The sequence below is a fragment of the Paraburkholderia sp. RCC_158 genome, from assembly GCF_041355255.1.
GTDB classification, from domain to species: domain Bacteria; phylum Pseudomonadota; class Gammaproteobacteria; order Burkholderiales; family Burkholderiaceae; genus Paraburkholderia; species Paraburkholderia graminis.
Genome location: NZ_JBFUPM010000002.1, coordinates 586175 through 610303, shown reverse-complemented (window position 1 = coordinate 610303; position 24129 = coordinate 586175). Strand labels below are relative to the sequence as shown.

The window sequence follows — 24129 nt, the reverse complement described above, 5'->3', positions numbered from 1 at the left end:
CCGAAACGGCCGGTCACGTTGCCGAAATCGCCGGTCACGATCCCGAAACGGCCGGTCACCTTCATCCGAAATACGCAGCATGCAAGGGGTGACTTGAAACGCGCTGGCGTGTCTCGGTCAAAAGCTGCCAGATGAGCGGCCCGGCGGGCCGCTCTTGATAGCAGATGGAAACCCGGCACTCCCGCGCTAGCCGCGCGCTCGCGCCCACGAGCTGCTCTAGCAGCTCGCACGTGCCCAGGTAGATGAGATGCAGTGGGTATGGGAGGCGCGGTGACGGCTGGTGCACGCGACTTGTACTGCGCCTGTGCAGTGAGTGCCCAAAATATTGTTAGGGCGTTCACTCTGAAGAGCAGATAAAAGGCCGGAATTCGAGCAAAAGGTGGTGAGCTGTTTTTTCGCGGTGCTTATACGATGTACACCCGAAGCGAGCAGCGCATGGGCAGAGGGTGAAAACAAACACTCTCACGGAGGCTCAAATGCCCGCTCTCAAAAAATTTCACCGTCATCGACCCGACCGACCGCCTGAACGTCAGCCTCAAACTCTCGACCCGTACTTCGATTGAGCAGTACCGCGTCTTCTATCAGCAATCGTACGCGACGCCAGTGGAACGTGGCGAACTCATCGAAGAAGTCCTGCGTTCGTTTTTCGAAGCGGACAGCGATTTCCTCAAATTCCTCAAGCGCATGACGTCGGCTGACAAAGCCGCGGTCGACAAGGCGCTCGGAATCGAGGGCGGCACGTACACTCCGCGTCGGATGAACGGGGGCATCAGCGACACGCTCATTGAAGAGCACGTGTAACCCTTCTGTCGCCGCCTATACACAGCCCCGCCACCCGGCGGGTTTGTCATTTACTCTTCTTCCGTTTGGATGGATAGCCAAGCTTTTGCGTCAGCGAGCTGCCGCTCTTTGTACGTGAGCACGTCGACTCGCCGGATACGTAGCTCTCCGTCTACGCACTGAACTGCGAGCAAATCACGGCGGGCAATCAGCTCTCGCACGTGCGGCCGCGACACAAAAAGCAGTTCTGCTGCCTGCGCGATGGAAATTAAATCGTCGGACGTCACCGGTACACTCCCGTGCAAGTCTGGCACCCTGTAATGTACTCCCCGCCCGCGCGGGTGCCTCATTCCGCAATCGCTTGGTCGATGATGAATTTGGCTACGGCGTTGTAGCCCTCCCTTAGGTCATCGACGTCGTGGACAATGTAACCGGAAGTCACGGCTGCATTGTCGTCAGTCTTGGTCAAGCTATGCGTCAGCATGCGCCCGACCAACACCGTATTTTTCAAAAGCTGGTGCGCCAGTGTCGAGAACGTGCGGCGCAGGTCGTGTGGCGACACGTGAATGCCGGTGACCGCAAACAGGCCCTGGAGTGTTCCGCGAATGCTCACAAGAGGCTTCTCTTGAAAACGCGGACTGCCGAGCACCCAAGGGGAACCACCGCGTGCAGCATAGCGGGGTACGAAAACCTTCTCGTAGACATATTCTGGAATGGGCATCCAGTAATACCGCTTCGACTTGTTGCCACGCTCGTCCGCAGGAACATAGTACGTTTTATCGACCATGTTCACGTTTTCCCAGCGCAACTGTGCAATGACACTGCTGCGCAGCGCGGTGAAGAGAGCCATGAGCATGAAATCGCGTTGCGCCGGCTGAGCCTGCGTATGCAACCAGTTCCAGAAAATCTTCAGTTGCTTTCGCGGGATGATGCGCTGCTTTGGTTGACTCTTGTTATAGAGGCCAACAGCCTTCGATTTCAGTTCACGGAGGGGGTTGATACGAGTGTTGCCATAGTGAGCCCCGTACAGTGCGTGCGCCAACCGCGCACTCGTTTTCGCAGACGCGATGCCGTGCTTCGACATCATGTGCAGATATTTACGAGCCCACCAGTCCGCGTCGAGGCTGTCGACATTGCGGTCGGCGACATTCTCGAATTCCGGGTCGTGACTGCGTTCAAGGTCGAGCAGTTCTCTTTCCAGCTGTTCGACTAGCTTCGGTCCATGCTTCCTGGTCGGGTCTGCCGTTAGGCGAGCCCGCCATTCGTCCAGCTCTCGCCTCTTTTCCGCAACCTCGTCCTCGTACGCTGCATCGAGTCGTTTGAGCGAATCGGCGTATCCATCGAGTGTCGTATCGCTCAGCTCGGTCCGCAAACCGATGTATCGTTTGTACACGTCGCGCAGAGTCACTATCTTCACCGGCGCCGATGCTAGGCCTTTTCGCTCGTCTCGTGCCTGGTCGCGCAGTTCCTCCGCCTTCTTGCGAGCATCCTTCATCAGCATCTCGGACACCAGTGCGAATGCCTTCTTTGGCTTTTTTCCCGCGCCGTCCGTGTACCGTGCGACCCACGAGCGAGTAACATCCCCTTTTTTGTTTGGTCGCATCACCCGAACATAGAATCCTGCATCCACTTCGTGCCGATAATCAATGCTTGTGCGTTTCCCCTCAGCAGGAGGCGCCGGGAGTGTCATCGCGTCGCTGTGAGTGCGAAATGTCACGCCGTCTGCGGACTCAGTTTCAGGTATCGTGTCGGGGGTCGCCATCGTGTGGGAAAAGGCTGAAACGTGGAAAATGTTTTCCACTATTTTCCCCCTTTTTTATACGCGATAAAAGACCCGCTAGGTGTTTTCCACTTTTGATGTTGGTGCGCGGTGACAGGTCAGGTACGTTACACAAGCCAAGTGATTGATTTAAAAAGTAATGCAGCTTAACGACGACACTACGCAAGACACCTCAAAGCACACGCCGATGATGCAGCAATACCTGCGCATCAAGGCGGAGCATCCGGGCACGCTCGTGTTCTACCGGATGGGCGACTTCTACGAACTCTTTTTCGACGACGCCGAAAAAGCCGCGCGTCTGCTCGACCTCACGCTCACGCAACGCGGCGCGTCGGCGGGCAATCCGATCAAGATGGCGGGCGTGCCGCATCACGCGGTCGAACAGTATCTGGCGAAGCTCGTGAAGCTCGGCGAATCGGTCGCGATTTGCGAGCAGATCGGCGACCCGGCCACGTCCAAAGGTCCTGTCGAACGCAAGGTCGTGCGCGTCGTCACGCCGGGCACGCTCACGGACGCCGCGCTGCTGTCCGACAAGAGCGACGTCTTCCTGCTGGCCATGTGCGTCGCGCACAATCGCCGCGGCGTCGCGACGAGCGTCGGGCTCGCGTGGCTGAATCTCGCGAGCGGCGCGTTGCGGCTCGCCGAAGTCGCGCCCGACCAGGTGGCCGCCGCGCTGGAACGCATCGACCCGGCGGAGATTCTGGTCGCCGACACGACGGCCGATTCCACGAGCTGGACGCCGCCTACGGGCGCTCGCGCGCTCACGCGCGTGCCCGGATGGCATTTCGACGTCGCCTCGGGCACGCAGCGCTTGTGCGATCAACTGGAAGTCGCGGGCCTCGACGGCTTCGGCGCGCATTCGCTCACCTGCGCGTGCGGCGCGGCCGGCGCGTTGCTCTTGTACGCGGCGGCCACGCAAGGCCAGCAACTGCGGCACGTGCGCAGTCTGAAGGTCGAGTACGAATCGGAATATATCGGCCTCGACCCCGCGACGCGGCGCAACCTGGAAATCACGCAGACTTTGCGCGGCACCGAATCGCCCACGCTGTGTTCGCTGCTCGACACCTGCTGCACGACGATGGGCAGCCGTTTGCTGCGTCACTGGCTGCATCATCCGCCGCGTGAATCGGCGGTTGCACGCGCGCGTCAGCAGGCTATCGGCGCGTTGCTCGAAGCGCCCGCGGGCGCGGGCACGGACGTCGACTCGCTGCGCGGCGTACTGCGGCACATCTCGGACATCGAGCGGATCACCGGCCGTCTCGCGCTGCTGTCGGCACGCCCGCGCGATCTGTTGAGCTTGCGCGACACCTTCATCGCGCTGCCCGAACTGCGTGCGAGGCTCGCGGCCGTTTCGTCGAACGCGGAATCGCTTGCGCGCATCGACGCGTCGCTCGAGCCGCCGCAAGCGTGCGTCGAGTTGCTCACGCGCGCCATCGCACAAGAGCCGGCCGCGATGGTCCGCGACGGCGGCGTGATCGCGCGCGGCTACGACGCCGAACTCGACGAACTCCGCGATATTTCGGAGAACTGCGGACAGTTCCTAATCGATCTGGAAACGCGTGAACGCACACGCACGGGCATCGGCAATCTGCGCGTCGAATACAACAAGGTGCACGGCTTCTATATCGAGGTCACGCGCGGCCAGACCGACAAGGTGCCGGACGATTATCGCCGCCGTCAGACGTTGAAGAACGCCGAGCGCTACATCACGCCGGAACTGAAGACGTTCGAGGACAAGGCGCTGTCCGCGCAGGAACGCGCGCTTGCCCGCGAGCGTTCGCTCTACGACTCGCTGCTGCAGGCGCTGTTGCCGTTCATTCCGGACTGCCAGCGCGTCGCGTCGGCGCTCGCCGAGCTCGATCTGCTCGCCGCTTTTGCCGAACGCGCTCGCGCGCTCGACTGGGTCGCGCCGAGCTTCTCGCTCGATGCAGGCATCGAGATCGAACAGGGCCGGCATCCGGTTGTCGAGGCGCAGGTCGAGCAATTCATCGCCAACGACTGCACGCTCACGCCCGAGCGCAAACTGCTGCTGATCACCGGCCCGAACATGGGCGGTAAATCGACCTTCATGCGCCAGACGGCGCTGATCGCGCTGCTTGCGTACGTCGGCAGTTACGTGCCGGCACGGCGTGCGGCATTCGGGCCGATCGACCGGATTTTCACACGCATCGGCGCGGCGGACGATCTCGCCGGCGGCCGTTCGACCTTCATGGTCGAGATGACCGAAGCGGCCGCGATTCTTAACGACGCGACGCCGCAAAGCCTCGTGCTGATGGATGAAATCGGCCGCGGCACGTCGACCTTCGACGGCCTCGCGCTCGCGTGGGCCATCGCGCGGCATCTGCTTGCGCATAACGGTTGCCATACGCTGTTCGCGACGCACTACTTCGAACTCACGCAGTTGCCGGCGGAATTCCCACAAGCGGCGAACGTGCATCTGTCGGCGGTGGAACACGGACATGGCATCGTGTTCCTGCACGCCGTCAACGAAGGTCCGGCGAACCAGAGCTACGGTTTGCAGGTCGCGCAACTGGCCGGCGTGCCGAACGCGGTGATTCGCGCGGCGCGCAAGCATCTTGCGTATCTCGAGCAGCAGTCCGCGGGGCAACCGGCGCCGCAGCTCGATCTGTTCGCGGCGCCGTCGCCGATGCTGCTCGAAGATGCGGACGACGAGCCGCAAACTGCTGACGCGTCGCCGGCTATGCAGGCGCTCGTCGAGCGTCTGCGCGGCATCGATCCGAACGATCTGCGGCCACGCGAAGCGCTCGATCTGCTGTATGAACTACACGAGTTGGCCGCTGCGCCGGATGCGGATCATTGAGGCACGCGGTCTGGCCGAGCGTCCGCGCGAATTCCGCGCGGGGTTGGCTATAGCTATGGCGCCAAGGGTAGCGAGCAGAGTTGGGCTGCGCATTGCAGGTCTCGTATCCGCGCTCGCCTTCGCACTTCTGCTTCCCACACCGCGTGCCCATGCAGCCGCGCCGAACTACAGCTTCGCGGTCATCGCGAACACGATGCAAAGTCCCGCCGACGAGGCCCCGACCCAGCGGCTCATCGACGCAATCGGCCGCGAACGCGACGTCTCTTTTATCGTCTACGACGGCAATCTGAAAGGCCCGAAAGAAGCCTGCCGCGATGCGCTGTATGAACGGCGCCACGCGGTGCTGGAAACGTCGCGGCCCGCGCTGTTTTTTGTTCCAGGCCAGCACGATTGGGTCGATTGCGCGAGCGCCGAGGCAGGCGGCTTCGACCCGGTCGAACGGCTCGACCAGTTGCGCCAGACGCTTCTCGGCGATGCCAACTCGATGGGCCAGAACCCGCTTGCACTGACGCGAGAGAGCGAGGTATCGCGCTTTCGTCCGTATCGCGAGAATGTGCGTTGGCAGCTAGGCGACACCGTGTTCGTCGGGCTCAATGCGCCGAGCCCCAACAATCACTATCTGACCGCCGGCGGGCGCAACGGAGAATTCGAAGACCGCGTGATCGCCAACGCATTCTGGCTCGAACATGCCGGCGAATTTGCGAAGCGCCGTGACGCACGCGCGATCGTCGTGTTCATTCAGGGCGACCCCGACGCCGAGCGCTATGAACGGCCAGAGCGTTTCGCATGGCTGCGCTTCGGACGCAATCCGCGCCGCGACGGCTTCCTCGAGTTCAAGCGCAGCCTCGTGAAGCTCGCGCAGATCTTCCACGGACCGGTGCTCGTCGTCCATTCCGACGACGAACACGCGAGCGCCGGCTTCGCAATCGACCAGCCGCTACGCAATGACAAAGGGAATCTGGTGACGAACCTCACGCGTATCGCGCTCGCGCCGCATGATCGTCTTAACCAGTGGATTCAGATTGATGCGGACTTCGGCAGAAAACCGCCGTTCCGCGTGACGGTGCGCGAGGTGCCGCGGCATATGCCGATGCCCACGACGCAGCCTGTGTTGCCGAGGGACGAGCCCGCCGCTTCGATGCCGGCGGTGCCGTCGCTCGGGCCGGCGTCCGACTTGCCGCCGCTTCTTCCTACGCCCGGCCAGTCACAACCGGACTCGCAGCAACTCGATCAGTTGCCGCGCATTCCGGCCGATCAGGGCGGCGGCGGATACGGACCCGCGACATCGACTCCGCCAGGGCAGCGGAGTGCGCCGGGAGCCTCCAGCGCTTCAGGCGCTTCAGGCACTTCAGGTGCGGCCGGCTCAGGCGCTACCGGCTCGCAGCCGCACTCAGTGCAGCGTGGGCCCTGACTTGCCGCTCTCGTCGTCCGCGTCGTCGTCTTCGTCGAGCACTTCCAGGCCATCCGCGCCATGCGCATGCTCGTGCTGGATTTCGTCTTCGGTCGCGGGACGCACGTCTTTCACGGTCAACGCGAAACGCAGCGCCATGCCGGCGAGCGGATGGTTGCCGTCAAGCACGACCTTGTCTTCAGCGACGTCGGTCACCACGTAGACGAGCGAATCGAGGTCGTCATCGCCTTCTTCCGGCGTGCCTTCGAACTGCATGCCGACTTCGAGCGGTTCCGGAAAGCGATTGCGCGGTTCGATCTTCACGAGTTCCGGGTCGTACTCGCCGAATGCGTCTTGCGGCTCCAGCTGGATCTGGGTCTCGAAGCCGGCCTCGTGGCCGTCGAGCTCTTCCTCGATCTTGGGGAACGTGCCATCATAGCCGCCGTGCAGATAGACCATCGGCTCGTCGCTTTCTTCAATCAGATTGCCCTGCGCATCCGACAGCTTGTAAGCGACCGACACGACGGTGTTCTTTGCGATTTTCATTCGATTCTCCAGAATACAACTCACATTATACGATGCCCAAGCGGCCCACTGACCACCCGGCCGAAGCAGCTTCGGCACGCAATTCTTCACCGGCTGCAAAGCCGGCTTCCGCGATTTTCCCGCCCTCGCCCGACACGCCCACGCCGCTGCTCGGCAACCTCACGCCGTCGCAATTCATGCGCCGCTACTGGCAGAAAAAGCCGTTATTGATCCGCCAGGCAATTCCCAACGTCGAAGCGCCGCTTTCGCGCGACGAGTTGTTCGAACTCGCGGACGAAGACGACGTCGAGGCGCGCCTCATCACGCACTTTCGCAATAAATGGCAACTCGAGCATGGCCCGTTCGCGCCCGACGAACTGCCGTCGCTGAAGCGGCGTGCGTGGACGCTGCTCGTGCAAGGCGTCGATCTGCACGACGACCGCGCGCGCGCCCTGCTCGACCGCTTCCGCTTCGTTCCCGACGCGCGCCTTGACGATCTGATGATCTCGTATGCGACCGACGGCGGCGGCGTGGGCCCGCACTTCGATTCCTACGATGTGTTTCTTTTGCAAGTAAAAGGCAAGCGGCGCTGGCGCATCAGCGCGCAGAAAGATCTGACGCTGCAGCCGGACTTGCCGTTGAAAGTTTTACAGAACTTTGAGGCAGAACAAGAGTGGGTGCTGGAGCCCGGCGACATGCTGTATCTGCCGCCGCATATCGCACACGACGGCGTCGCCGAGGGCGAATGCATGACCTGCTCGATCGGGTTTCGCGCGCCGTCGGCGGGCGAGCTGACGGCGCAGTTCCTTTACCATCTGGCCGAGCGCGGCGAAGAGAACGGCCGGACCGGCGCGCTTTACCGCGATCCCCAGCAGCCCGCCGTCGACCGGCCGGCGGAACTGCCCGCGGCGCTCGTCGAACGGGTTGGCGCAATCCTTGCTGAGGTCAGATGGAATGAGCAGGACATTGCGTCGTTCCTTGGCACATATCTCAGCGAACCCAAGCCGAGTGTCGTCTTTGATCCGCCGCAAAGGCCGCTCAACGAAGCGCGTTTTATCAGTGAAGCATCGAAGTCCGGGGTGCGACTGGACCGCAAGACGAGTTTGTTGTACAACCGCCGCTTTTTCTTCATAAACGGAGAGAAATTTCCGTTTGGCGGCTCGAAAAAGTGGCTCTTTGATCTCGCAGATCACCGATGTCTGAGTGCGAAACGCTTTGTAACACTCTCACACGATTCGTCGGTGACAGCACGGCTACACGAGTGGTATCGTGCGGGCTGGATACGGATGGGCGAGCTTGCCTAGCCTCGCGTGTCTGTTATACACAGTACAGTGAAATTTTGTATGAGAAAGACAACGTATTGACCCCGGATTTATGGATTGTCAGTACGAAAGTGCATATAATTTCCGCCCAAGCCGTAGGGAAGATTCCTGCTCGTCAAAAGAGCGTCTCCACCAGCGGCCGAAGTCGGTGTTGGAGCACATTACCGGTATTATTTTGCGCTGTTGCTTACCTTTAACCATAAAAGGACGTGATCATGAAGAAATCCCTCCTCGTAGCATCCCTGTTGGCAGCTGTGGCACTGGCTGCATGCAACAAGAGCAACGATCAGGCCGCTGCACCGGCTAGCGACGCAGCTGCCGCTTCGGCACCGGCTGCCGCTGCTTCGGATTCGGCTGCTGCTGCATCGGGTGCGGCTGCTGCTGCGAGCGACGCTGCTGCTTCGGCTTCGACCGCTGCTTCGGACGCAGGCGCTGCTGCTTCGGCTGCTGCTCCGGCTTCGGGCGCAAGCCAGTAAGCTGTCGCGTAGGGTTCGCCTTCGGGCGAAAACCGCATCGGGAAATCATCTCGATTTCCCGAGCGGTAAAGCGAAACGCCACGGACTCACATCCGTGGCGTTTTGTTATTTCAGCGCCGTTATTCCAGCGTCGTTTTCGCGGCGTGGAAATACGGCTATGCCATTTTGCCTATTGCGCGGCTTTGTCGTTCTCTTCAAAGAATTCGCGGACGACCTCGATTTCACGCGTACGCTTAAACGGCGGCAGGCTTTGCCAGATCCGGCGCCCATAAGGTTTATCGACGAGACGCGTATCGCAGATCATCAGCACGCCGCGATCGGTTTCCGCGCGAATCAGCCGCCCTGCGCCCTGCTTGAGCGTAATGACAGCCTGCGGCAACTGATGAACCGCGAACGGGCTCAGACCTTTCTTCGTGAGCGCATCGAGCCGCGCTGACAGAACCGGATCGTCGGGCGGCGCAAACGGCAGCTTGTCGATCACGACGAGCGATAGCGCGTCGCCCCGCACGTCGACGCCTTCCCAGAAGCTCTGACTGCCGACAAGAATCGCGTTGCCGTACGCGCGAAAACGATCGAGCAATTCCGTGCGGCTCGCATCGCCCTGAACCAGCAGCGGATAGTTCCAGCCGCGCGCCTCGATCACATCGCGCAGTTTCGCGGAGATGCGGTCCACGGCGCGCAACGTCGTGCACAACATGAAGACGCCGCCGCCCGAGGCTTCGATCGCCGGCAAGGCCGCGTCGAACACCGCGTCGGTGAACATCGGCGACGACGGCTGCGGCAAATTACGCGGCACATACAACAGCCCTTGCGACGGATAGTCGAACGGGCTCGGCAAGGTCATCGAACGTTTGGCGTTCAGGCCCATTTGCGCGGCGTAGTGCGTGAAGTCGCCGCGCACCGACAACGTGGCCGACGTGAAGATCCACGCGCGCGGCACGCCGGCGCGCTGCTTCGCGAAAATCGGCGCGACCGAGAGCGGCGTCTCATGCAACTGCACCGTGTGCGCGAAGACTTCGATCCAGCGCACTTTTTCGTTCGGATCGGCGCGCTCGTTTTTGGCTTCGGCGGAAGCGCTTCGATCCGTATCCGCAGTCTGACGTTCGAACTCGGTAGGCGGAGTCGTCCAGCCGGCCAGCACGCCCTGCAACTCGCGCGCGCGGCGCAAACAGGCGCCGATCGACTCGGCGCGCTCGGCCTGTCCGGCGAGCGCGGACTCGAGTGCATCGAGCTCCGCTTCGAGCGCTTCGAGCGCGGCGAACAACGGGTGATCGTCGGGCAACTGACCGATCGACAAGCGCACCGAATCTTCCTTGAACGCAAGCCGCACGTCGCGCGCGGCACGCTCCAACGTCGAACCGAGCTTGACCCAGTCGACGGCGTCGCGGGCATGCCCCAAGCCCTCGGCCACCGAATCGCGCGCGAGTTCGAGAAACTGCGCGGTGGAAAGCGTCTCGCCGAAAAACAGCGTGGCCGTTTCGGGAAGCTGATGCGCCTCGTCGAAGATAACCGTGTTGGCCGTGGGCAGCAGCTCGGCCATGCCGGTGTCGCGCAGCATGATGTCGGCGAAAAAGAGGTGGTGATTCACCACTACGATGTCGGCCTGCTGCGCCTCGCGGCGCGCCTGCATCACGAAGCAGTCCTTGTAATGCGGACACTCCTGGCCGAGACAGTTGTCGCGCGTCGATGTGACCATCGACCACACCGCCGCCGTTTCCGGCACACTCGCGAGCTCGGCTTTGTCGCCGGTTCGCGTGATCTTCGCGAAGCGCACGATGTCCTGCAGATACGAGGTTTCCTGGCGCGACGGCAAGCGGCCGTTATCGGCCGTGCGCTGCAGATAGTAGTGACACAGATAGTTCGCGCGGCCCTTGAGCATGGCCACCGACACGGGCACCGCCAGTGCGTCGCGCACGGTCGGAATGTCGCGCTGAAAGAGCTGGTCCTGCAGGTGCTTGGTGCCCGTGGAGACGATCACCTTGCCGCCCCACAGCATGGCCGGCACCAGATACGCATAGGTCTTGCCCGTGCCCGTGCCGGCCTCGACGATCAGCGTGTTCTCGGCGCCGTCGAGCGCCTTTGCTTCGTCCGCTTCGACGGTCTCGCTTGCGGCATCCGCGCCGGCAGTTTGCAGACGCCGCGCCGGACGTTTCTGCGCCTCGAACATCGCGGGCTCGGGCATCGCGCGGCCCGATGCTTCCATGGCAGCAGCGACGGCGCGCGACATTTCGATTTGCGACGCCCGTGAGCGATAGCCGTCGATCTGCCGCGCCAGCAAACCGTTGTCGGCGAAGATGTCGTTCAGTTCCGCGGCGCGGCGAGGATCGAGCGATGCGCTCAGCGCCTGCGCGGCGGGACGCGGCGCAGGTGTGCCGGTGTCAGAGGCGCTGTCGGCGGCACTCGCGCGTGATGAAGTTTCAAGCGAAGTTTCAAGCGGTGAATTCAAGGCAAGCGTTTCCTGCAAAGTCCGGCTCGCGCGGCGCGCGCCCGGCGCCTGCCAGGCCGCGAACTCAGGCGCGTGCGTCCGGTTCGAGCTGCAATTGCAGCAAGATGATGGTGTCCTTGACTTTGAGTTTGCGCTTTTTTAGGCGCTGCAACTCGAAGTCGTCGATGCCGGGCTCATCCGATATTCGGTCGATCAAACGGTCGAGCCCACTATGCTCCGATTGCAGTTGCAGAATCCGGTCGCGAAGTGTGTCCGCGTTGATGACGTGATGTTGATCGCGCATGCTCGCCTCCGCTCGACTGTGACACGGGCTGCATGTTCGCGATGTTCAGCCCGTTGCCTGAGGTTGCTGTCCGGCTCAAAACGCGTTACGGCGACTGTCTGCACTACGGCGCGCGCTGGCTACTGCGTGCACTACTGCGATATTACAACCGCATGGCACCCACCGTGCGGATGGGTGCGATACCAGCACCATGCAAGCGCCATTCAACGCCATACGCATGTCACACGCACTGCGCACGGCGCGGCTCGCTACTGTTGCTGCTGTTGCTGTTTCTGCTGCTCTTCGAGTTGCTTCTGCTGCCTCAACTGTTCCTGGCGTTTCTGCTCGGCCTTTTCGGCGGCCTGCTTCTGGCGCGCTTCGACATCGGCCCGGTGCTGCGCGGCCTCGGCCTGTTTCTTTTCGAAGCTCTGCTGCTTCTCGACGCGCTCCTGCGCTTTCTGCGCGCCCTGCTTGCGAGCCTCGTCGAGCTTGCGCTGGAAGTCGCTCTGCTTCTGATCGTAAGCCCGCTGATTGGCAGCCGCCTGCGACGGGCTGATGCCGCGCTTCGCCTGGTCGATTGCGTGCTGACGCTGCTTTTCCTCGTAGGCCTCGGCGTTGGCGCTGCGCTGCGGCGCCTCGGCACTGCGCTGCGCCTGGTCGAGCGCGTGCTGGCGCTGCTTGTCTTCGTAAGCCTGGGCGTTGCGCGCGTCTTCGGCAGCACGCTGCGGCGCGCTCGCCTCGTCTTGTGCGCGCTTGATCGCCGCCTGCTCGTCGCGCTTGCGCGCGCGCTCGGCACGCTGCTCGCCGTCGAGTGCCAACTGCTCCTTGCGGATCTGCGCCTGAACCGTGCGCATCTGATCGCGCGCCTTGTTCAGACAGTGATTGACAAAGAACGTGCTGTAGCAGTCATGCTCGGCGACGCCATAGCGATAGTTGTTTTCCTCGGTGCGTTGATCCAGCGTTCTCTGCCGCGCGTCGAATTCGGTGTCCAGCGCCGCGGTGCTGCTTGCACCGTCGGCAGCGGCATTCGCATCACCGCCGGCACTGCTGCCCTGCACAGCCGATGCGGCCGCGGGCGTCACCGATTGCGCCGCAGCAGGCTCTGACATGGCCAGCGCCGCAGCCATCATGCACGCCGACGCTGCGCAAGACGCCATCAACGTTCTGCTGGAAACCCACGCGAAAAGGTCGGCACGACGCGACCCGGCTACACGCGAAGCAAACGGCCAGCGCGCGGCGAACAGCGGCAAATGTGGCGAGCGGGAAACCGGGCGCGAGCCTTGGCGGTTGAACAAAAAGGAGATTGGCAACGTGATTGGCAACGTCAGAGAGGGTCAACGGAACATGCCCGAAATTCTATCACCCCCGCGCGGTTGAGCCCTTTGGCATTTGTGGCAAAATGCCCCGCTCTAGCAAACTGGTCGCAGCGCGCACGCACTGCGTGCCCGGCGCCTCGTGTGTGTGCGAGGCGCCGCCGGCGCACGGCCCCTGACCGAGTCCGCAGGAAACCCAAGAGCTTATGACGGAAACCGTAGCACTCAAGATCGTACAGCGCATCGCCGCCGAACTGTCCGTCCAGCCGCGCCAGGTCGCGGCCGCGGTGCAACTTCTCGACGAAGGAGCGACCGTTCCGTTTATCGCGCGCTACCGCAAGGAAGTGACCGACAATCTCGACGACACGCAGCTGCGTAACCTCGAGGAACGCCTGCTGTATCTGCGCGAACTGGAAGACCGGCGCGCGGCGATCATCGCGAGCATCGACGAACAGGGCAAGCTCACCGACGAGCTGCGCACCGCGATCGAGGGCGCCGACAGCAAGCAGGTGCTCGAAGACCTGTATCTCCCGTATAAGCCGAAGCGCCGCACGCGCGCGCAGATCGCTCGCGAAGCCGGCCTGCAGCCGCTCGCCGATGCGCTGCTCGGCAATCCGCTGCTCGACCCGCAAACCGAAGCCGCCGCGTATGTCGACGCCGAGAAAGGCGTCGCCGACGTGAAGGCCGCGCTCGACGGCGCACGCGACATCCTCTCCGAGCAATTCGGCGAAACCGCTGATCTGCTCGGCAAGCTGCGCGACTACATGTTCAATCAGGGCGTGGTGTCGTCGAAGGTGGTCGAAGGCAAAGAGAGCGCTGAAGAAGAAAAATTCCGCGATTACTACGACTACGCGGAAACCATCCGCACGGTGCCGTCGCATCGCGCGCTCGCGCTGTTCCGCGGCCGCAATGCCGGCGTGCTGATGATCAAGCTCGGCCTCGGCGAAGAACTGGACGCGCAGGTGCCGCATCCGGGCGAGGCGCTGATCGCGCGTCATTTTGGCATCGCCAATCAGAACCGTCCGGCCGATAAATGGCTGTCGGACGTGTGCCGCTGGTGCTGGCGCGTGAAGGTGCAGCCGCACATCGAAAACGAACTGCTGACCAATCTGCGCGAGGAAGCCGAACACGAGGCGATCCGCGTGTTCGCGCGCAATCTGAAGGACCTGTTGCTGGCCGCGCCGGCGGGCCCCAAGGCCGTGATCGGTCTCGATCCTGGTATGCGCACCGGCGTGAAAGTCGCGGTGGTCGATCGGACGGGCAAGGTGCTCGCCACCGACGTGATCTATCCGCACGAGCCGCGCCGCGACTGGGACGGCTCGATTGCGAAACTGGCGCGCATCTGCGCGCAGACGCAGGCCGAGCTGATCAGCATCGGCAACGGCACGGCGTCGCGTGAAACGGACAAGCTCGCGAGCGAACTGATCGCGCGTCATCCCGAACTCAAGCTGCAAAAGATCGTCGTGTCGGAAGCGGGCGCGTCGGTCTACTCGGCGTCCGAACTCGCGGCAAAGGAATTCCCGGACATGGACGTGTCGCTGCGCGGCGCGGTGTCCATCGCGCGGCGTCTGCAAGACCCGCTCGCCGAACTCGTGAAGATCGAGCCGAAGGCAATCGGCGTCGGCCAATATCAGCACGACGTGAACCAGCGCGAACTCGCGCGCTCGCTCGACGCCGTGGTCGAAGACTGCGTGAACGCGGTCGGCGTGGATGCGAATACGGCGTCGGTCGCGTTGCTCGCGCGCGTGTCGGGGCTCAACGCCACGCTGGCTCGCAACATCGTCGACTATCGCGACGCGAACGGTCCGTTCCCTTCGCGCGAGCATTTGCGCAAGGTGCCGCGTCTCGGCGACAAAACCTTCGAACAGGCGGCCGGTTTTCTGCGCATCAACAACGGCGAAAATCCGCTCGACCGCTCGTCGGTGCACCCGGAAGCGTATCCGGTCGTCGAACGGATTCTCGCGAAGATCAACAAGCATGCCGGCGAAGTGCTCGGCAATCGCGACGCGCTGCGCGGCTTGTCGCCCGCCGAATTCGTCGACGATCGTTTCGGTCTGCCGACCGTGCGCGACATTCTGCTCGAACTCGAAAAGCCGGGCCGCGATCCGCGCCCTGAGTTCAAGACGGCGACGTTCCGCGAAGGCGTCGAGAAGGTCAGCGACCTGACGCCTGGCATGGTGCTCGAAGGCGTGGTGACGAACGTCGCGGCGTTTGGCGCGTTCATCGACGTCGGCGTGCATCAGGATGGTCTCGTGCACGTGTCGGCCATGTCGACGAAGTTCATCAAGGACCCGCACGAAGTCGTCAAGGCCGGCCAGATCGTCAAGGTCAAGGTGCTCGAAGTCGATGTGAAGCGCCAGCGTATCGCGCTGACCATGCGTCTGGACGACGAGTTCGGCGCGGCCGCAACGCGCAGTGGCGGCGGTGCGCAGCAGGATCGCGGCGGCTCCGGCCGTGCGGGCGGCGGCAATGGACGCGGCGCGCCGCAGCCGCGCTCGCGTGAACCCGAACCGGGCGGCGCAATGGCCGCGGCATTCGCGAAGCTCAAGCAGAAGTAAGCGCCTCTGCGTTCGGTGTGCGAAGTGCTTATGCCGCGCCGCTGAATGCACGCCGTCTCTCACGGGCCGCCAACAAAAAACCCACGCAATGCGTGGGTTTTTTTCGTTAGAGCTAATGCCGGCTACTGCGGGCTACTGCGCCGTCCGTCAAATCTCGATCTTCGTTCCCAACTCCACCACGCGATTCGCGGGAATACTAAAGAAGTCGGTCGGCTTCGCGGCGTTCTGATGCATCCACGCGAACACACGTTCACGCCACACCGACATGCCGGGCAACTGCGTGGGCACGACCGTTTCGCGAGCGAGGAAGAACGACGTGTCCATCAACTCGAACGTCATGTCGTGTGTGCGGCCGATTTCCATGAGCACGGCCTTCACGTCCGGCGTTTCATTAAAGCCGTACGCGGCCTTCACGAGATACAAACCGCCGTCGATGTTCCTCACCGTCACGCGCTCCGCGTCGTTCACATACGGAATGTCGCGCGTGATGAAGGTCAGGAAGATGGTGCGCTCATGCAGCACCTTGTTGTGCTTCAGATTGTGCAGCAGGCTGACCGGCACGAGCGTATCGCTGCCGGTGAGGTAGATCGCCGTACCCGAAACACGGTGCGGCGGATGCGCGAGCAGCCCTTGCAGGAACGGCATCAGCGGAATACCGTCGGCGGCCGTGCGTTCCTTGACGATCATTCGGCCCTTGAACCACGTCATCAGCAGGAAGAACAGCAACGCGCCAATGCCGAGCGGCAGCCAGCCGCCCTCTTCCACCTTCAGCAGATTCGCGCCGAAAAATCCTAAGTCGATCGTGATGAACACGGCGATGATCAGTCCAACCAGGAACTTGTTCCAGTTCCACACCTTCACCATCACGACGCACGCGAGGATGGTGGTGATGACCATTGTCGCCGTCACCGCGATGCCGTACGCGGCCGCGAGGTTATCGGAACTCTTGAACGCGATCACGATGCACAGAATGATGAAGAGCAGCATCCAGTTCACGACCGGCACATAAATCTGGCCGATAGCAAGCTCTGACGTATGCAGGATCTTCATGCGCGGCACGTAGCCGAGCTGAATCGCCTGGCTCGTCAACGAATACGCGCCCGAGATCACCGCCTGCGACGCGATCACCGTCGCCACCGTCGACAGCACGACGAGCGGCAGCAACGCCCACTGCGGCGCGAGCAGGAAGAACGGATTCTCGATTGCCTTGGCGTCGTGCATCAGCAGCGCGCCCTGGCCGAAGTAGTTCAGCACCAGCGAAGGCATGACCAGCACGTACCAGCCCATGCGGATCGGCTTCGCGCCGAAGTGGCCCATATCCGCGTAGAGCGCCTCGGCGCCCGTCAGCACGAGCACGACCGAACCCAGCACGACATACGCTTGCAACACGTGCGCGGCCATGAAGGAGTACGCGTAATACGGGTTCAGCGCGCGGATCACAGTCGGCGATTGCACGATATGCCAGAGCCCGAGCACGGCGAGCACGACGAACCACACGACCATGATCGGACCGAACAGACGGCCGACGGTGGCCGTGCCATGCCGCTGGATCCAGAACAGCAGGATCAGAATCACGATGGTGAGCGGCAACACGAGATGAGACAGATGAGGCGCCGCGATCTCGAGACCTTCGACGGCGGAAATCACCGAAATGGCGGGCGTAATCACCGCGTCGCCGTAAAACATGCAGGCGCCGAAAATGCCGAGCATCATCAGCAGGCCGGCCATTTTCGATTTCTCATCCAGCGAACGCAGCGCCAGCGCCATGAGCGCGAGCACGCCGCCCTCGCCGTTGTTGTCCGCGCGCATCACGAACAGCACGTACTTGATGCCGACGACGATCACGATGGCCCAGAACAGCAGCGAGATCACGCCCAGGATGGATTGATCGGTCAGCGGAATGCCATGCGACGGGCTGAACGCCTCTTTGAGCGCGTACAGCGGGCTCGTGCCGATATCGCCGAACACCACGCCGATCGCGGCGAGCGCGAGCGAAGGTAGTGGCTGTTTGTGCACGTGATTGTTATCTGTCATAAACGCGAGGAAATCCGTTTCCTGGGCGGAAAAAAGCGACCGCTATTCTAAACCGCCTGCCTGAGACCGCCCAGCTTATTGTGGATACACCACGTGGATGGTCCGCGCAGTGTAGCACTGCGATATGTGCGCGTCTGCTGCGTAACGTCTCGTGCGGCGAATGTCACTGCGCGCGGGCGAAGCGCCGCGCGTTGTTGCCAGCGCATAAAAAAACGGAGCCCTATGGGGCTCCGCTACGATGCGCTTTTGAGGCATCAATTTTCCGAGGACTCCTGCGCTTGCGCCATGCCGCGCTTGATCCACGCGCCGAGGTTATGCGGGCGAACCGTATCCCACTCCTCGAACGGTTGATGAATCCACGGATTGGTCGGCAAGTACTGCACATGATAGTCGGGCTTCACTTTCGAGCAGCCCTTGTACCAGAGCACCGCCGAACGCACCGCCGTAATGGCCGGATAGCGTTCCTTCAGATGCTGCTGAACACGTGCGAGCGTCACGCCGGAATCGACGAGGTCGTCGACGAGCAGCACGTTGCCGTGCAGTTCACCGCGCGTCATCGTGATGTATTGCGCGATGTCGAGTTCGCCCTGCTCCGTGCCGGCCGCTTCGCGATATGAACTGGTTGCGAGAATAGCCAGCGGCAAATCGTAGATGCGCGAAAGCTGGTCGCCCACGCGCAAACCGCCGCGCGCGAGGCACAGAATCTTGTCGAACTTCCAGCCCGATTCATGCACGGCGAGCGCCAGCAATTCGATCAGCCGGTGATACTCGTCCCAGCCGACCCACAGGTTTTTATCGTCGTTGCGCGGATCTTTCATCGCAATCATGGGGACACCTTGCACCATCGCTTAAGCCTTGAACGGATGACGAAGCAGAATGGTCTCGTCGCGATCCGGACCGGTCGACACCATGTCGATCGGAATGCCCGCCACTTCCTGCACGCGCGACAGATACGCACGCGCGTTCGCCGGCAGCTTGTCCCATTCCTTGATGCCGACGGTGCTTTCCTTCCAGCCCGCGAAGGTTTCGTACACCGGCACGCAACGCGCGACTTCCGACGAGCCACGCGGCAGCAGATCGACGTTCTTGCCGTCGACGGTATAGCCGACGCACAGCTTCACTTCGTCGAGACCGTCGAGCACGTCGAGCTTCGTCATGCACAAGCCCGACACGCCGTTGATCTGGATCGAGCGGCGCAGCGCGGCGACGTCGAGCCAGCCGGTGCGGCGCGGACGGCCGGTGACCGAGCCGAATTCCTTGCCGACGGTGGCGAGTTCCAGGCCGATCGCTTCCTGGCGCGCGGCGTTGTCCGCGTCGTACAGTTCGCTCGGGAACGGGCCCGAGCCGACGCGCGTGCAGTACGCCTTGGTGATGCCGAGAATGTAGTTCAGCTTTTGCGGACCGACGCCCGCGCCTGCCGTTGCCGCGCCCGCGACGCAGTTGCTCGACGTGACGAACGGATAGGTGCCGTGGTCGATGTCGAGCAGCGTGCCTTGCGCGCCTTCGAACAGCAGGTTGCTGCCGGCGGCGTTCGCGTCGTACAGACGGCGCGACACGTCCGTCACCATCGGCTTCAGACGGTCGGCGTAGCTCAGCATCGTGTCGAGCGTTTGCTGGAAGTCGACAGCGGCGACGCCCAGGTACTGCGTCAGCACGAAGTTGTGATAGTCGAGGTTTTCACGCAGACGTTCGGCGAAAGTCTCCGGCTCGAACAGGTCCTGCACGCGCAAGCCGCGGCGCGCCACCTTGTCTTCGTAAGCCGGGCCGATGCCGCGGCCGGTGGTGCCGATCTTGCTCGCGCCACGGCGCGCTTCGCGGCCCTGGTCGATGGCAATGTGATACGGCAGGATGAGCGTGGTGGCTTCGGAAATGAACAGGCGGTTCTGCACGTCGACGCCTGCGGCCTCGAGTTCGCCGATTTCCTTGAACAGCGCTTCCGGCGACAACACGACGCCATTGCCGATGTAGCACGCGACGCCGGCATGCATGATGCCCGACGGGATCAGGCGCAAGATGGTTTTCTTGCCGCCGATGATAAGCGTGTGGCCGGCATTGTGACCGCCCTGGAAGCGAACGACGCCTTGAGCGTGGTCCGTCAGCCAGTCGACGATTTTGCCCTTGCCTTCATCACCCCACTGGGTTCCCACGACGACGACGTTACGCCCGGGGTTCACATTCACTGCGCTGGCAGACATGTTGTTTCGTAAGCTGGTTAAAAACGTATTTTACCTATGTTCGCGGACGCTTCCGGAATTTTTCCGTTTCCGCTCAACGGCATGCACGTTATGGTGGGTATCGTGAAAGGAGCGCGGCCGGTGGTGGCCGATGTTGGCCGAGGGTAGCCAATAGCCGCGCGATGTCCGGCGACGCATGCGGAACAACTGCTGCGCGCCTCGATGTGTCCGCGAAAAAACCGTGAGCGACGCTATTAAAACGCGCTCACGAGCGCGGTTCGACGGTCCATGCGCCGTTGCGCTCGACCAACACGCGGTCGAACGCGAATTCGTCGAGATCGTGTTCGTGACCGGGCAGCGCCTGGATCACGACTTCACCGGCGTCGCGCAACGCGGCCACGCTCACGCGCAGCGCGTCGTCGTGTTGCCAGGGCGCGAGAATCGCGCTGCTGCGCGCTTCGACGGGCGAAATGCGCGCGACTTCGCGAAGATCGAGCGAGAAGCCTGTCGCCGCGCGCGCCCGGCCATACGCCTGGCCGACGTGGTCGTAACGGCCGCCGCGCGCGACCGCGTTCGGCACGCCGTCGACATACGCCGAGAACATCACGCCGCTGTGATACGCGTAGCCGCGCAAATCCGCGAGGTCGATCATCACTTCGGCGCCTTCGACCTGGCTTGCGAGGAATGCGAGGTCGTCGAGCGCGCGTGCGATGGCCGGCGCATTCGGCAAACGCGCGCGCGCTTCTTCGAGCACCGACGCGTCGCCGTAGAGTGAAGGCAGCGCGCGCAACGCATCGCGCGTGACGGCCGAAAGATTCGCGGTCAATTCGACGAGCCGCGGCACGTCCTTGCCCGCCAGCGCGTCGTAAAGCGATTGGCCGAGTTCGGCGGCGGCCGGCTCCGCTTCGATCAACGCCGCGAGCACGCCCGCGTGACACAGATCGAGGCGCACTTTGCCCAGGCCCGCGAGATGCAGTGCATCGAGCATCAGTTGCTGGATTTCCAGGTCGGCCTCGAGGCGCGCATGACCGTAAATTTCAGCGCCGATCTGAATCTGCTCGCGCGTCGCGTGCAGACCGCGCGGCCGCGTATGCGCGACATTCCCGGCGTAGCAAAGACGCGTGACGCCCTGACGGTTCAGCAGATGCGCGTCGATACGCGCGACCTGCGGCGTGATGTCGGCGCGCAGGCCGAGCGTGCGTCCGGACAACTGATCGACCAGCTTGAAGGTGCGCAGGTTCAGATCGTGCCCGCCGCCCGTCAATAGCGACTCGATGTATTCGAGCAGCGGCGGCATGACCATCTCGTAGCCGTACGAGCGAAAACGGTCCAGCAGACGACGCCGCAATTCTTCGATCTTGCGGGCCTCCGACGGCAGCACGTCGGCAATGTTCTCGGGAAGTAACCAGGTCGACATCGATACAGTCCTACGACGTTGAACACGGCGGCACAATGCGCCGGTAGTAAGTGTGAATGGCGGGCTCGGACTCGATTGCGGCGGCTTCGGCAGACGGCGGCGGAAGCGTACGGCTCATGCAGTCGCTACGCAGGAAGAGCGCCTGTCGAAACACGCGGCGGTCGATGCGGAAACATCGCGGGCTTGTTCACGCTGAGGCATCGCGTGTCGCCCCACGCTCCGCGTCAAGTCACGAAAAACAGCAGGATCAGCCCCAGCAGCATGACGATCAGGCCGCCGATACGAATCTGATGCGTGGGCCGTTCCGCTATTCTACGGAACGTGTCGCGCCACGCGCTCGGAAAAACGAATGGGAACATCCCCTCGATAACCAGCATCAACGCGATCGCGAGCAGTAACGAGCCGACTATATCCATGCGAAAGAAGGGGCCGCGATGCGAATGCCGCGGCGTTCCGGGTTATTAGTGTTTGCGCGAGGCCGCGGAAGCGTCCGGGGCTGCGCCGCCGGTCGGACTACGCATGAAGCGGAAAAACTCGCTGCTCGGGTCGACCACGATCACGTCGCCAGGCTTGAAGGTGTTCCGGTACGCCTGCATGCTTTGATAGAACTGATAGAACTCCGGGTCGCTGCCGTACGCCTGCGCGGCGATCTCGGCGGCTTTCGCATCGCCCTCGCCCTTGATGGTCTGCGCCTGGCCGTAGCCGTTAGCCAGAATGGCCTGCTGCTGCGCGACGGCGTCGGCCTTGATCTTGTCGGCTTCGGCGGCGCCCTTCGCGCGCTCGTCGGCCGCGATCTGCTGGCGCTCGGCGATCATCCGCTTGTAGACCGAGTCGGCCATGGCGGCCGGAAAATCGACCCGCGTCAACTGCACGTCCACCACCGACACACCGAGCGACGCCGCCGTCTTGTCCATCGCACCGCGCGCTTCGTCGGCGAGTGTCTGCTGTTTGGCGAGCGCATCGGCCAGCGTGTACTTGCCGAATGCGTCGCCGAGCGCACCGCGCGCGACGAGCGCGAGACGCTCGGGCAGGCTTTGCACGTCGCCCTTCGTTTCGGCGAGCAGCTTCAGCGGATCGGTCACGCGATATTTGACGACCGGGTTCGCGAGCAAATCGTTCTTGTCGGCGGTCACGTAGCGGTCTTCGTCCGGCGCATCGAGCGACTGGATGCGGCTATCGACGAGCGTCACCGTTTGCAACGGCGGCGGCAGCTTCACGTGCAGTCCGGGCCCGAGCAACGCCGGCGCCGCGTCGCCGCGCGACGACAACACCGCCGTATGGCGCTGGTCGACAACGACCACCATCGACGAAGCGGCGAACAGCACGATGACAACCGCGATGACGAGCGCAATGATCTTGTTCATGTTCTGCGCTCCTTATTGAACGTCGTCTTCGCGCATACGGCTGCGGAAGGACTCGCGCGAGCGCAGCGCGTCGCTGCTCGCCGCCGCGCGGCTTGCAGGCGTGGCGGCGGCTGCGGATGCGGACCCGGAAGCAGCCGTCGATGCGGCGGCAGCCGATGCGGCATTCGCCTGCGCCGCCACGGCACCCGACGAATTCGCCGGCTGCGACGCACCCGCCGCTGCGGCGCCCGATGCAGCCGCGGCTGCCGCGGCATCTGCCACACGCTGACGGTTCTGCTCGACGAGCTTGTCGAGCGGCAGATACAGCACGTTGTTGCCGCTCTTGTTGTCCACAAAGACCTTGGTCGTATTCGAATAGATCTGCTGCATGGTTTCCAGATACATGCGCTGACGAATCACAGCGGGCGCCTTCGAGTACTGCGCATAGACTTCCTTGAAGCGGTCCGCGTCGCCTTGCGCTTGCGCCACCGTCTTGTCGCTGTACTTCTTCGCGTCGTCGATCTGGCGCGCCACGTCCGCTTGTGCGCGCGGAAGAAGCTCGGCTGCATAGGCTTGCGCGTCGCGCTTCGCACGCTCGTTTTCCTGACGCACGCGCGCGGCGTCGTCGAACGCGGCCTGCACCTGATCAGGCGCCTGCACCGCCTGGATCGTCACGCCCGTGACAGCGAGACCGGACTGATACTGATCGAGCGATTTCTGGATTGCCGCGATCAATTGCTGGCGAATTGCTTCGCGATCCTGACCAAGAATGTCTTGTGTGCTGCGCGCGCCGACGATGCCGCGCACTGCGGCCTGCGCGGCCTGCATCACGCTCTGGTCGGGATCGACGCTGCGGAAAAGGTAATCGGTCGGCTTGCGGATCTGGTACTGCACGGCGAAGCGAACGTCGACGATGTCCGCGTCGTGCGTCAGCATTGACGCGTCCTTCACGTTCGCAAGACGCACGACGTTGTTGCGGCCGATCTCCACCTGCCGAATCTGGCCGACATTGACGAGTTCGTGCGTTTCGAACGGATACGGCAAACGCCAGTGCACACCGTGCGCGGCCGTGTAGCGATATTTGCCGAACTGCATCACCACGCCGGCCTGGCCGTCCTGCACCACGAACACGCCGCTGCCGAGATAAATGGCGATCAGCACGCCGATCACGATGCCGACGCCGATGCGCGCGCCACGACCGTTGTCCGGACGGCCGCCGCCGGCACCGCCGCCCTTGCGGCCGAACATCCGGCTCAAACGACGGTTGAAATCCCGCCACATCTCGTCGAGATCGGGCGGACCTTCACCTTCCTTGGCCTGCGGCCGCTTGGGCTCGACGGGCCGCTGGCGCTCGCCATTGCCATCGCCACGGCCCCAGCGCGGATCGTTCAGTGAAAGCATGGCGCGCATGCGCAGCCAGATACTCCGCTCGTTGTAATCGTTCACCTGTGTTCGTTCACCAGAGTAGACAGCGGGTCAGTGCAATTG

20 protein-coding genes are annotated in these 24129 nt (G+C 62.9%); 6 read left to right on the top strand and 14 right to left on the bottom strand.

Annotated elements, in window-relative coordinates; all coding sequences use genetic code 11:
• Positions 1–486 precede the first annotated feature (486 nt).
• From AB6809_RS07085 to AB6809_RS07075, 3 genes are read right to left on the bottom strand one after another with little or no spacing between them, the layout of a single operon-like run.
• Complete coding sequence (locus AB6809_RS07085) at positions 487–795, bottom strand: hypothetical protein (RefSeq protein ID WP_371026159.1); 309 nt, start codon at positions 793–795, stop codon at positions 487–489.
• Positions 796–851: 56 nt separating this feature from the next.
• Positions 852–1067 carry a helix-turn-helix domain-containing protein gene (locus AB6809_RS07080; protein WP_344676292.1) on the bottom strand — a complete coding sequence of 72 codons (216 nt, stop codon included), beginning with the start codon at positions 1065–1067 and terminating at the stop codon, positions 852–854.
• Positions 1068–1126: 59 nt separating this feature from the next.
• On the bottom strand, positions 1127–2581 hold the full coding sequence (locus AB6809_RS07075) for a tyrosine-type recombinase/integrase (protein ID WP_371026158.1): 1455 nt from the start codon (positions 2579–2581) through the stop codon (positions 1127–1129).
• A gap of 118 nt (positions 2582–2699) precedes the next feature.
• Between AB6809_RS07075 and mutS the strand changes: the two genes are divergently transcribed.
• The gene (mutS, locus tag AB6809_RS07070) at positions 2700–5381 is read left to right on the top strand and encodes a DNA mismatch repair protein MutS (RefSeq protein WP_371026157.1); all 2682 of its coding nucleotides are present in this window, start codon (positions 2700–2702) and stop codon (positions 5379–5381) included.
• On the top strand, positions 5368–6792 hold the full coding sequence (locus tag AB6809_RS07065) for a hypothetical protein (protein ID WP_371026166.1): 1425 nt from the start codon (positions 5368–5370) through the stop codon (positions 6790–6792). The genes mutS and AB6809_RS07065 overlap by 14 nt, the downstream gene beginning before the upstream one ends.
• Here the strand turns inward: AB6809_RS07065 and AB6809_RS07060 are convergent.
• Positions 6772–7317, bottom strand: a complete 546-nt coding sequence (locus AB6809_RS07060; protein ID WP_006051465.1) for a peptidylprolyl isomerase — start codon at positions 7315–7317, stop codon at positions 6772–6774. The two genes, AB6809_RS07065 and AB6809_RS07060, sit on opposite strands and share 21 nt — an antisense overlap.
• A 32-nt stretch (positions 7318–7349) precedes the next feature.
• On the opposite strand from AB6809_RS07060, the gene AB6809_RS07055 reads away from it, so the two are divergent.
• Complete coding sequence (locus tag AB6809_RS07055) at positions 7350–8600, top strand: JmjC domain-containing protein (RefSeq protein WP_371026156.1); 1251 nt, start codon at positions 7350–7352, stop codon at positions 8598–8600.
• Positions 8601–8833: 233 nt separating this feature from the next.
• Positions 8834–9094: a hypothetical protein gene (locus AB6809_RS07050; protein WP_081652994.1), complete on the top strand. Its 261-nt coding sequence runs from the start codon at positions 8834–8836 to the stop codon at positions 9092–9094.
• Between the two features lie 169 nt (positions 9095–9263).
• On the opposite strand, the gene AB6809_RS07045 is transcribed toward AB6809_RS07050, so the two are convergent.
• The 3 genes from AB6809_RS07045 to AB6809_RS07035 form a co-directional block, all read right to left on the bottom strand.
• Positions 9264–11540: an ATP-dependent DNA helicase gene (locus AB6809_RS07045; protein ID WP_371026155.1), complete on the bottom strand. Its 2277-nt coding sequence runs from the start codon at positions 11538–11540 to the stop codon at positions 9264–9266.
• A 64-nt stretch (positions 11541–11604) separates the two neighbouring features.
• Entirely contained in the window at positions 11605–11823 is a 219-nt protein-coding gene (locus tag AB6809_RS07040; protein ID WP_006051328.1) for a DUF465 domain-containing protein, read from the bottom strand.
• Positions 11824–12071: 248 nt separating this feature from the next.
• The gene (locus AB6809_RS07035) at positions 12072–12932 is read right to left on the bottom strand and encodes a hypothetical protein (protein ID WP_371026154.1); all 861 of its coding nucleotides are present in this window, start codon (positions 12930–12932) and stop codon (positions 12072–12074) included.
• On the opposite strand from AB6809_RS07035, the gene AB6809_RS07030 reads away from it, so the two are divergent.
• Together AB6809_RS07030 and AB6809_RS07025 are read left to right on the top strand one after the other, a co-directional pair.
• The gene (locus tag AB6809_RS07030; RefSeq protein WP_175130925.1) at positions 12910–13179 is read left to right on the top strand and encodes a hypothetical protein; all 270 of its coding nucleotides are present in this window, start codon (positions 12910–12912) and stop codon (positions 13177–13179) included. The two genes, AB6809_RS07035 and AB6809_RS07030, sit on opposite strands and share 23 nt — an antisense overlap.
• Before the next feature lie 142 nt (positions 13180–13321).
• Entirely contained in the window at positions 13322–15673 is a 2352-nt protein-coding gene (locus AB6809_RS07025) for a Tex family protein (RefSeq protein ID WP_371026153.1), read from the top strand.
• Positions 15674–15820: 147 nt separating this feature from the next.
• Here the strand turns inward: AB6809_RS07025 and AB6809_RS07020 are convergent, their stop codons facing one another.
• The 7 genes from AB6809_RS07020 to hflK all read right to left on the bottom strand — a co-directional run bounded on the left by AB6809_RS07020 (position 15821) and on the right by hflK (position 24087).
• The gene (locus tag AB6809_RS07020; protein ID WP_029967434.1) at positions 15821–17707 is read right to left on the bottom strand and encodes a potassium transporter Kup; all 1887 of its coding nucleotides are present in this window, start codon (positions 17705–17707) and stop codon (positions 15821–15823) included.
• Positions 17708–17961: 254 nt separating this feature from the next.
• Positions 17962–18552 (bottom strand): phosphoribosyltransferase, encoded by a 591-nt coding sequence (locus AB6809_RS07015; protein WP_006051322.1) that lies wholly within the window; start codon positions 18550–18552, stop codon positions 17962–17964.
• A 3-nt stretch (positions 18553–18555) separates the two neighbouring features.
• Positions 18556–19902, bottom strand: coding sequence for an adenylosuccinate synthase (locus tag AB6809_RS07010; protein ID WP_006051321.1), 1347 nt, complete (start codon positions 19900–19902; stop codon positions 18556–18558).
• A gap of 244 nt (positions 19903–20146) precedes the next feature.
• Positions 20147–21298, bottom strand: coding sequence for an ATP phosphoribosyltransferase regulatory subunit (locus tag AB6809_RS07005; protein ID WP_371026151.1), 1152 nt, complete (start codon positions 21296–21298; stop codon positions 20147–20149).
• A 224-nt stretch (positions 21299–21522) separates the two neighbouring features.
• Positions 21523–21714, bottom strand: a complete 192-nt coding sequence (locus AB6809_RS07000) for a DUF2065 domain-containing protein (RefSeq protein ID WP_006051319.1) — start codon at positions 21712–21714, stop codon at positions 21523–21525.
• Between the two features lie 45 nt (positions 21715–21759).
• On the bottom strand, positions 21760–22662 hold the full coding sequence (gene hflC / locus AB6809_RS06995; RefSeq protein ID WP_371026149.1) for a protease modulator HflC: 903 nt from the start codon (positions 22660–22662) through the stop codon (positions 21760–21762).
• Positions 22663–22674: 12 nt separating this feature from the next.
• The gene (hflK, locus tag AB6809_RS06990; RefSeq protein WP_053858425.1) at positions 22675–24087 is read right to left on the bottom strand and encodes an FtsH protease activity modulator HflK; all 1413 of its coding nucleotides are present in this window, start codon (positions 24085–24087) and stop codon (positions 22675–22677) included.
• Between the last annotated feature and the right edge of the window lie 42 nt (positions 24088–24129).

Bases quoted from the DNA above. Each gene is read 5' to 3' on its own strand.
- AB6809_RS07055 (WP_371026156.1), top strand. From the start codon at position 7,350: ATGCCCAAGCGGCCCACTGACCACCCGGCCGAAGCAGCTTCGGCACGC.
- AB6809_RS07025 (WP_371026153.1), top strand. From the start codon at position 13,322: ATGACGGAAACCGTAGCACTCAAGATCGTACAGCGCATCGCCGCCGAA.
- AB6809_RS07020 (WP_029967434.1), bottom strand. From the start codon at position 17,707: ATGACAGATAACAATCACGTGCACAAACAGCCACTACCTTCGCTCGCG.
- AB6809_RS07060 (WP_006051465.1), bottom strand. From the start codon at position 7,317: ATGAAAATCGCAAAGAACACCGTCGTGTCGGTCGCTTACAAGCTGTCG.
- AB6809_RS07000 (WP_006051319.1), bottom strand. From the start codon at position 21,714: ATGGATATAGTCGGCTCGTTACTGCTCGCGATCGCGTTGATGCTGGTT.
- AB6809_RS07035 (WP_371026154.1), bottom strand. From the start codon at position 12,932: ATGATGGCTGCGGCGCTGGCCATGTCAGAGCCTGCTGCGGCGCAATCG.
- AB6809_RS07040 (WP_006051328.1), bottom strand. From the start codon at position 11,823: ATGCGCGATCAACATCACGTCATCAACGCGGACACACTTCGCGACCGG.
- AB6809_RS07005 (WP_371026151.1), bottom strand. From the start codon at position 21,298: ATGTCGACCTGGTTACTTCCCGAGAACATTGCCGACGTGCTGCCGTCG.
- AB6809_RS07015 (WP_006051322.1), bottom strand. From the start codon at position 18,552: ATGGTGCAAGGTGTCCCCATGATTGCGATGAAAGATCCGCGCAACGAC.
- AB6809_RS07030 (WP_175130925.1), top strand. From the start codon at position 12,910: ATGGCCAGCGCCGCAGCCATCATGCACGCCGACGCTGCGCAAGACGCC.
- AB6809_RS07050 (WP_081652994.1), top strand. From the start codon at position 8,834: ATGAAGAAATCCCTCCTCGTAGCATCCCTGTTGGCAGCTGTGGCACTG.
- mutS (WP_371026157.1), top strand. From the start codon at position 2,700: ATGCAGCTTAACGACGACACTACGCAAGACACCTCAAAGCACACGCCG.
- hflC (WP_371026149.1), bottom strand. From the start codon at position 22,662: ATGAACAAGATCATTGCGCTCGTCATCGCGGTTGTCATCGTGCTGTTC.
- AB6809_RS07010 (WP_006051321.1), bottom strand. From the start codon at position 19,902: ATGTCTGCCAGCGCAGTGAATGTGAACCCCGGGCGTAACGTCGTCGTC.
- AB6809_RS07065 (WP_371026166.1), top strand. From the start codon at position 5,368: ATGCGGATCATTGAGGCACGCGGTCTGGCCGAGCGTCCGCGCGAATTC.